Here is a 7,657-nt window from a genome sequence, read left to right as displayed (position 1 = left end):
CGCCGCGCCGGCGCCGGCGGTCGCGCCCCCCCCGGCCGCGAGCGGCGGCACGGGCGGCCAACCCGGCCGCATCCAGGCGGCGCCGGTGCGCTCGGGCCAGCAGGTCTATGCCGACAACCGCGACCTCACCGTGCTGACCTCGGTCGGCGCCGGTGCCGAGGTGATCGCCGACGGTTCGGTGCACATCTACGGCCCGCTGCGCGGCCGCGCCCTTGCCGGCGCGCAGGGCAACGAACAAGCGCGTATCTTCTGCCGGGAGTTCCACGCGGAGCTGGTGGCCATCGCCGGCCACTACCGGGTGCTTGAAGACATCCCCGCCGAGCTGCGCGGCAAGGCCGTGCAGGTCTGGCTGGAAGACCAACAACTGAGAATCGCGGCACTGGATTGATGCCGCACCACCGGAGGAATAGAACTTGGCCGAAATCATCGTAGTCACGTCAGGCAAGGGCGGTGTCGGCAAGACGACCACCAGCGCCAGCCTCGCCTGCGGCCTCGCGCGCCGCGGCCACAAGGTCGCCGTCATCGACTTCGACGTCGGCCTGCGCAACCTCGACCTGATCATGGGCTGCGAACGCCGGGTGGTCTACGACTTCGTCAACGTCGTCTCCGGCGAAGCCTCGCTGAAGCAGGCGCTGATCAAGGACAAGCGCTTCGACAACCTCTTCGTGCTAGCCGCCTCGCAGACGCGCGACAAGGACGCGCTGACGATGGAAGGCGTCGAGAAGGTCCTGAAGGAACTGTCCGACGACGGTTTCGACTACATCGTGTGCGACTCGCCCGCCGGCATCGAGAAGGGCGCCTACCTGGCGATGTACTTCTCCGACCAGGCGGTGGTGGTGGTCAACCCGGAAGTCTCTTCGGTCCGCGACTCCGACCGCATCCTCGGCCTGCTGTCCTCCAAGACGAAGAAGGCCGAGGCCGGCGAGCGGGTCAAGGAACACCTGCTGCTGACCCGCTACAGCCCGAAGCGCGTCGAGACCGGCGAGATGCTGAGCGTCGGCGACGTCGAGGAAATCCTCGGCCTGAAGACCATCGGCGTGATCCCCGAGTCGCCGGACGTGCTGAATGCGTCGAACAAGGGCGAGCCCGTGATCCTCGACACCGAGTCCCCGGCCTCGCAGGCCTATGACGATGCCGTGGCCCGCCTGCTCGGCGACACCCGCCCGATGCGTTTCACCACCGTCGAGAAGAAGGGCTTCTTCAGCAAGATGTTCGGAGGCTGATGATGGGTTTGTTCGATTTCCTGCTGACCAAGAAGCAGACCGCCTCCGTCGCCAAGGATCGCCTGCGGATCATCGTCGCCCACGAACGCGCCACGCGTGGCGGCCCCGACTACCTGCCGACCCTCCAGCGCGAATTGCTGGAGGTGATCCGCAAGTACGTCAATGTCGACGCCGAAGCCGTCAAGGTCGACCTGATCGACCAGGGCGACAACAAGGTGCTCGACATCGCCGTGGCGCTGCCCGAGAACCCGGCACAGGCCTGATCGGCGCTTGCCGGAGCCATGTTGACGCTGGGCGACATCGACGCCGGTGCCGTCGCGACGTTGCTGGGTCGTTACGGCCTGGTACTGGAGCGCGTGGCGGACGGCGAAATGATCCCGGGCAGCTACTGGGGTGAGTGCGAGGCCGGGCTGATCGGCAGCACGGTGTACGCCCGCGCCGACACGCCCGTGCATTCGCTGCTGCACGAGGCCGGCCACCTGATCGTCCTGCCCCCCGAGCGCCGCGCCGCGGTTCACACCGACGCCACCGACTCGGTCGAGGAGGAAGACGCGGTATGCCTGCTCCAGGCCGTACTGGGCGACGCGCTGCCGGGCGTCGGACGCGAGCGCATCCTCGACGACATGGATGCGTGGGGCTACACATTCCGGCTGGGCTCGGCCCGGGCGTATTTCGAGCAGGACGCCGAGGCCGCCTGGTCGTGGCTGCGAGCTCGCGGACTCGTGGATGCAGAATGTCGACTGCAGCACACGACCTGACGCTCCATCCGGCGGAGACCCGGTGGACCGATACCGGATTGGCGCACGCCCTCAGTGAACGAGGGGGCGTGGGACCGTGCGCCGGGGCCGTCCTGGGACGCGGTGCGAACCGGGTCGTCGTCGCGGATCCCAGCGACCCGGCCTGCTGCCTGAAAATGGAACTGCCGGTCAGCTTGCGCACCGCTGTAGGGATGCGTGCGCGCCTTCGGCGCCGGCTGGGCCGCGTGTTCCCCCGTCTTGGGGAGAACGCCACCGAACTTCGCGCCTGGTGTCGCCTGAGTGCGTCGCTCGGACCGGAAATGCTTGCCGGAAGGATCGCCGAAAGCCTCGAGATCGTCCACGGCCCGGCCGGGTCCGCGCTCCGCTGTGCAATGGTGATCGACGACGACGGCCGTCCCGCCCAAAGCCTCCATGCGCTGATGGGCGCTCCCGGCCTGTTCACCGCCGACGCGCTGTGCGCGGCCGTCGACGACTTCGAACGGTGGCTGCATCGCCACGCCATTCCCCTGCTGGACCTGAATGCCGGCAACTTCGTGGTGGCCGGGACACACGAGCCGCGACTGGTATGCGTCGATGCCAAGTCCCTGCTGGCGGGCAAGGAACTCCTCCCCGTATCCCGATGGATTCCCGCCCTGCGCCGGCGCAAGATCGCCCGTCGGGCCGAACGGCTTCGGCAACGCATCCGTGCGGAACTCGGCACTCCCGTGAACTTGCGGTGAACCCGGCGGCCGTCTAGCCTGCCCGCACAGACCCATCGCGCCCTGCGGCGCCTGCCCGAGGATTCTCCGTGAAACCACGCCATACCCTGCTCGCGCTCACCGTCGCCGCCATGCTGGGCCTCACCGCCTGCGGTCGCGACGACGCCCCCGCCGCCGGCGATACCGCCGCGACGCCCGAAGGCGAGACCGCCGACCAGTTCATCGCACGCGTGAACGAGGAATACCGGGCGATGTTCCCGGAGATCACCTCCGCGCAATGGCTGGCCTCGACCTACATCAATGACGACAGCCAGCGCATCGCCTCCAAGGCGAACGAGCGCATGCTGAACCAGCTCAACGACTGGATCGCGCAGGCCAAGCGCTTCGAAGGCCAGGAAATGTCGCCCGACACCGCACGCGCCATCCAGCTGCTGAAGCTGGGCACCGCGATGCCGGCGCCGCAGGATCCGGCGAAGGTGGCCGAATTGGCCGGACTCGCCACCAAGATGGAAGGCATGTACGGCGCCGGTACCTACTGCACGGGCGAAGGCGACGACAAGAACTGCCGCCAGCTCGGCGCGCTCGAGGACGTGCTGCGGTCCAACCGCGACTACGACGCCCAGTTGGATGCCTGGCAGGGCTGGCACTCGATCGCCATGCCGATGCGCCAGGACTACAGCCGCTTCGTGCAGCTGGTCAACGAAGGTGCTCAGGAGCTCGGCTACGCCGACGCCGGCGAGATGTGGCGCTCGGGTTATGACATGAGCCCGGCCGAGATCGCCGCCGAAACCGACCGCTTGTGGGGCCAGGTCAAGCCGCTGTACGAGCAGCTGCACTGCTACACCCGCACCCGCCTCGACGCCCAGTACGGCCCCGACAAGGGCGAGGTCGCCGGCGGCATGCTGCCCGCACACTTGATGGGCAACATGTGGCAGCAGGACTGGAGCAACCTGTGGGGCATCCTGCAGCCCTACAAGGGGGCGGGCGCGCTTGACATCACCAGTGCGCTGGAGACCCAGTGGCAGCAGAACTTCGCCGCCGAGATGGCCAAGCACAAGGGTGAGCGCAATGCTTCCGACCTGGCCGAGATCGAGCACCAGGCCGACCTTGTCACCGCGCGCAGGATGACCGAGCGTGCCGAGGACTTCTATGTCTCGCTGGGCATGCCCGAGCTGCCGGACAGCTACTGGGAGAAGACGCAGTTCATCAAGCCGCGCGACCGCGACGTGGTCTGCCATGCCAGCGCGTGGGACATGAACATGGAAGGCGACGTGCGCACCAAGATGTGCATCGAGCCGAACGAAGAGAACTTCACCACGATCTACCACGAACTGGGCCACATCTATTACGACCTGGCCTACAACGTGCAGCCGCCGATGTTCCAGGCCGGCGCGCATGACGGTTTCCACGAGGCCATCGGCGACACGATCGTGCTGGCGATGACGCCGGAATACCTGAACTCGATCGGGCTGGTCGGCCAGCAGGCGCAGAGCAACGAGGCGCTCATCAACGCGCAGATGCGCATGGCGCTGGCGAAAGTGTCGTTCCTGCCGTTCGGCCTGATGATCGACCGCTGGCGCTGGGGCGTGTTCGACGGGACGATCACGCCCGAGAACTACAACCAGGCCTGGTGGGACCTGAAGGCCCGTTACCAGGGCGTGGCGCCGGTCACCCCGCGCGGCGAGGAGTTCTTCGATCCGGGCGCGAAATACCACGTGCCGGGCAACACACCGTACACGCGCTACTTCCTGTCGCACGTGCTGCAGTTCCAGTTCTACAAGGCGCTCTGCGATGCGTCGGGCCACCAGGGTCCGCTATACGAATGCAGCTTCTACGGCAACAAGGAAGCGGGCGCGAAGTTCCAGGCGATGCTGGGCAAGGGCGCGAGCCAGCCGTGGCAGCAAACGCTCAAGGAGCTGACCGGCGGCGAGCAGATGGACGCCTCCGCGGTGCTGGAGTACTTCGCTCCGCTGCAGGCCTGGCTGCAGGAGCAGAACGAAGGCCAGACCTGCGGCTGGCAGGCGACCACCGCGGCCGCGCCGGCACCGGCCGCGACGCCCGCTCCGGCGGAGACGCCCGCGCAGGGCTGAGTACGCAGCGGTACACGACGCAGGAAAGGGCCGGCGCAAGCCGGCCTTTTTCTTGCTCCTTCCTATCGCGAAGAAGCACCCGGAGGAAGCCGGCACCCCTTGGGTCCGCGTGACACGCCGTAAACCCATCCATGGGGGCTCGGGCGCGGCATCCATGCCGCGCACGGTCACGCAAACCCAAGGGGCACCGTCTTCTGGAAAGTGTGCTGGCGCATTGAAAAGCGTCCGACGCCCGGACCTGCACGGTCGCGAAAGGCGCTGACCGCCGGGCCAGGGGTTGCGGAGAGCAGACCATGGAGGGTCTGCGGCCCGACTTCAAGACAGGACGTCTTCAGGAGTGCGGAGCAACCCCTGGCCCGGCGGGCGGCGACTCCCACACGAGCCGCGCAATGTTTCACTGTTTCACTATCAGGCCCTAGAAATCGCACGAAACAGGCTTGTCAACGGGTACCCAGCGCCGCCCGGGGTTGCCACAATCGGCGCCCTGTCCCACGCAGCTGCACGACCCGATGCCTGAAAGCCGCTCCGCCTCGCCCGCCGTCGCCCGCCTGATCGCCGCCCGCATCGCCGACGAGATCGGCGCCCAGCCCGCCCAGGCCATCGCGGCCATCGGCTTGCTTGATGAGGGCGCCACCGTGCCCTTCATCGCCCGCTACCGCAAGGAAGTCACCGGCGGCCTGGACGACACCCAGCTGCGCAACCTCGAGACGCGCCTCGCCTACCTGCGTGAGCTTGAAGACCGCCGCGCCGCGGTCCTCGCCAGCATCGAGGAACAGGGCAAGCTGACCGACGACCTGCGTGCCGATATCGAAGGCGCGGACAGCAAGGCCCGGCTGGAAGACCTCTACCTGCCCTACAAGCCCAAGCGCCGCACCAAGGCGCAGATCGCGCGCGAAGCCGGCCTCGAGCCGCTGGCCGACGGCCTGCTCGCCGACCCCACGCTGGAGCCCGAGGCGACCGCGACCGCCTATGTCGATGCCGACAAGGGCGTCGCCGACGCCAAGGCCGCCCTCGACGGTGCGCGCGCGATCCTGATGGAACGCTGGGCCGAGGATGCCACCCTCGTGGGCGAGCTGCGCCAGTGGCTGCAGGACGTCGGCACGATCCGCTCGCGCGTTGCCGAGGGCAAGGAGAACGAAGGCGCCAAGTACCGCGACTATTTCGAGCATGCCGAACCGCTGTCCCGGATCCCCTCGCACCGCCTGCTGGCATTGTTCCGCGGCCGTCGCGAGGAGTTCCTGTTCCTCGACCTCGACCCCGGCAGCGATGCCGAAGCCGGTCACCTGCAGGCCGAGGGCCGCGTCGCCGCCCGCGTTGGCGTGCGCGCCCAGGGACGCGCCGCCGACAAGTGGCTGCTCGATACCTGCCGCCTGACCTGGAAGGCCAAGCTGCACCTGCACCTCATGCTCGACCTGTTCGGGCAGGCACGCGAGAAGGCCGAGGCCGAGGCGATCGACGTATTCGGCGACAACCTCAAGGACCTGCTGCTCGCGGCACCTGCGGGCCCCAAGGCGGTGCTCGGGCTGGACCCGGGCCTGCGTACCGGCGTCAAGGTCGCCGTGGTCGACCGCACCGGCAAGCTGGTCGATACCGCGACGATCTACCCGCACGAGCCCAAGCGCCAGTGGGACGCATCGCTGCACGTGCTGCGTGCCCTGTGCGAGAAGCACGCGGTCGAACTGGTCGCGATCGGCAACGGCACCGCCTCGCGCGAGACCGACAAGCTCGTCGGCGACCTGCTCAAGCTCTGCAGCGGGCAGGCGATGCAGAAGATCGTGGTGAGCGAGGCTGGCGCCTCGGTGTACTCGGCATCCGAATTCGCGGCGAAAGAGTTCCCGGGGCTCGACGTCTCGCTGCGCGGCGCGGTGTCGATTGCGCGGCGCCTGCAGGACCCGCTGGCCGAACTGGTCAAGATCGAGCCCAAGGCGATCGGCGTCGGCCAGTACCAGCACGACGTCGACCAGTTCCGCCTGGCGCGTGCGCTCGACGCACGCGTCGAGGACTGCGTGAACGCGGTCGGCGTCGACCTCAACACCGCCTCCGCCGCCCTGCTCGCGCGGGTGTCCGGCCTGTCCGCGACGGTCGCCGAGAACATCGTCGTCCACCGCGACCAGAACGGGCCCTTCGCCAGCCGCAAGGCCCTGCTGAAGGTGCCGCGCCTGGGCGAGAAGACCTTCGTGCAGTGTGCCGGGTTCCTGCGCATCAATGGCGGCGACGAACCGCTCGACGCTTCGGCAGTCCACCCGGAGGCCTACCCCGTGGTCGAGCGCATCCTCGCGGCCTGCGGCGGCGGGGTGAAGGCCCTGCTGGGCGACAGCGCGCGGCTGCGCGGCCTCAGGCCGGAGCAGTTCACCGACGACACCTTCGGCGTGCCGACGGTGCGCGACATCCTGAAGGAACTCGAGAAGCCGGGACGCGACCCGCGACCCGAGTTCAAGGCCGCCGCCTTCGCCGACGGCGTCGAGGACATCAAGGACCTGCGCGAAGGCATGATCCTCGAAGGCGTGGTGAGCAACGTCGCCGCGTTCGGTGCGTTCGTCGACATCGGCGTGCACCAGGACGGTCTGGTCCACATCTCCGAGCTGGCCGACCGTTACGTCAAGGACCCGCGCGAGGTGGTGAAGGCCGGCGACGTGGTCAAGGTGCGCGTGCTCGAGGTCGACGTGCCACGCAAGCGCATCGCCCTGTCGCGCAAGCTCGATCCGGCGGCCGCGACACCCCGCGAGCCGCGTCCCGCACGCGATGCGAAGCCGATGTCGCGCGCGCAGGCCAGCGCAGGCCGCAGCGCGCCGCCGCCCAACAATGCACTTGCGGCGGCCTTCGCCAAGGCCAAGGGGCGCTGAACCCCGGCGCCGGGCCTGCACGGGGATGCAGCGCCCGGCCGTTAA

Annotated in this window: 7 protein-coding genes; all 7 read left to right on the top strand. The window is 68.4% G+C overall.

What is annotated here, in order from left to right; translation table 11 throughout:
- Positions 1-388 (top strand): septum site-determining protein MinC (minC, locus tag H4F99_RS14005; protein ID WP_182670533.1); only part of this gene is annotated, 388 nt, incomplete at its 5' end.
- Between the two features lie 25 nt (positions 389-413).
- Positions 414-1,223 carry a septum site-determining protein MinD gene (minD, locus tag H4F99_RS14000; RefSeq protein WP_182670531.1) on the top strand — a complete coding sequence of 270 codons (810 nt, stop codon included), beginning with the start codon at positions 414-416 and terminating at the stop codon, positions 1,221-1,223.
- A gap of 2 nt (positions 1,224-1,225) precedes the next feature.
- A complete protein-coding gene (gene minE / locus H4F99_RS13995) occupies positions 1,226-1,486 on the top strand; it encodes a cell division topological specificity factor MinE (RefSeq protein ID WP_182670561.1) in 261 nt (86 codons plus the stop codon).
- An 18-nt stretch (positions 1,487-1,504) separates the two neighbouring features.
- Positions 1,505-1,981, top strand: a complete 477-nt coding sequence (locus H4F99_RS13990) for a hypothetical protein (protein WP_182670529.1) — start codon at positions 1,505-1,507, stop codon at positions 1,979-1,981.
- Positions 1,957-2,700 (top strand): YrbL family protein, encoded by a 744-nt coding sequence (locus H4F99_RS13985; protein ID WP_246372230.1) that lies wholly within the window; start codon positions 1,957-1,959, stop codon positions 2,698-2,700. The genes H4F99_RS13990 and H4F99_RS13985 overlap by 25 nt, the downstream gene beginning before the upstream one ends.
- A gap of 110 nt (positions 2,701-2,810) precedes the next feature.
- Positions 2,811-4,769 (top strand): M2 family metallopeptidase, encoded by a 1,959-nt coding sequence (locus tag H4F99_RS13980; protein WP_182670559.1) that lies wholly within the window; start codon positions 2,811-2,813, stop codon positions 4,767-4,769.
- A 509-nt stretch (positions 4,770-5,278) separates the two neighbouring features.
- The gene (locus H4F99_RS13975; RefSeq protein ID WP_182670525.1) at positions 5,279-7,612 is read left to right on the top strand and encodes a Tex family protein; all 2,334 of its coding nucleotides are present in this window, start codon (positions 5,279-5,281) and stop codon (positions 7,610-7,612) included.
- Positions 7,613-7,657: the final 45 nt, after the last annotated feature.

Origin of the sequence: Marilutibacter penaei, from assembly GCF_014145395.1 — a bacterium.
Lineage (GTDB): Bacteria > Pseudomonadota > Gammaproteobacteria > Xanthomonadales > Xanthomonadaceae > Marilutibacter > Marilutibacter penaei.
The sequence above is the reverse complement of the archived record's forward strand: the minus strand, read 5'-3'. Positions and strand labels throughout refer to the sequence as shown.

Coding starts and splice junctions, on each gene's coding strand:
- H4F99_RS13990 (WP_182670529.1), top strand. CDS start 1,505: ATGTTGACGCTGGGCGACATCGACGCCGGTGCCGTCGCGACGTTGCTG.
- H4F99_RS13980 (WP_182670559.1), top strand. CDS start 2,811: ATGCTGGGCCTCACCGCCTGCGGTCGCGACGACGCCCCCGCCGCCGGC.
- minE (WP_182670561.1), top strand. CDS start 1,226: ATGGGTTTGTTCGATTTCCTGCTGACCAAGAAGCAGACCGCCTCCGTC.
- H4F99_RS13975 (WP_182670525.1), top strand. CDS start 5,279: ATGCCTGAAAGCCGCTCCGCCTCGCCCGCCGTCGCCCGCCTGATCGCC.
- H4F99_RS13985 (WP_246372230.1), top strand. CDS start 1,957: ATGTCGACTGCAGCACACGACCTGACGCTCCATCCGGCGGAGACCCGG.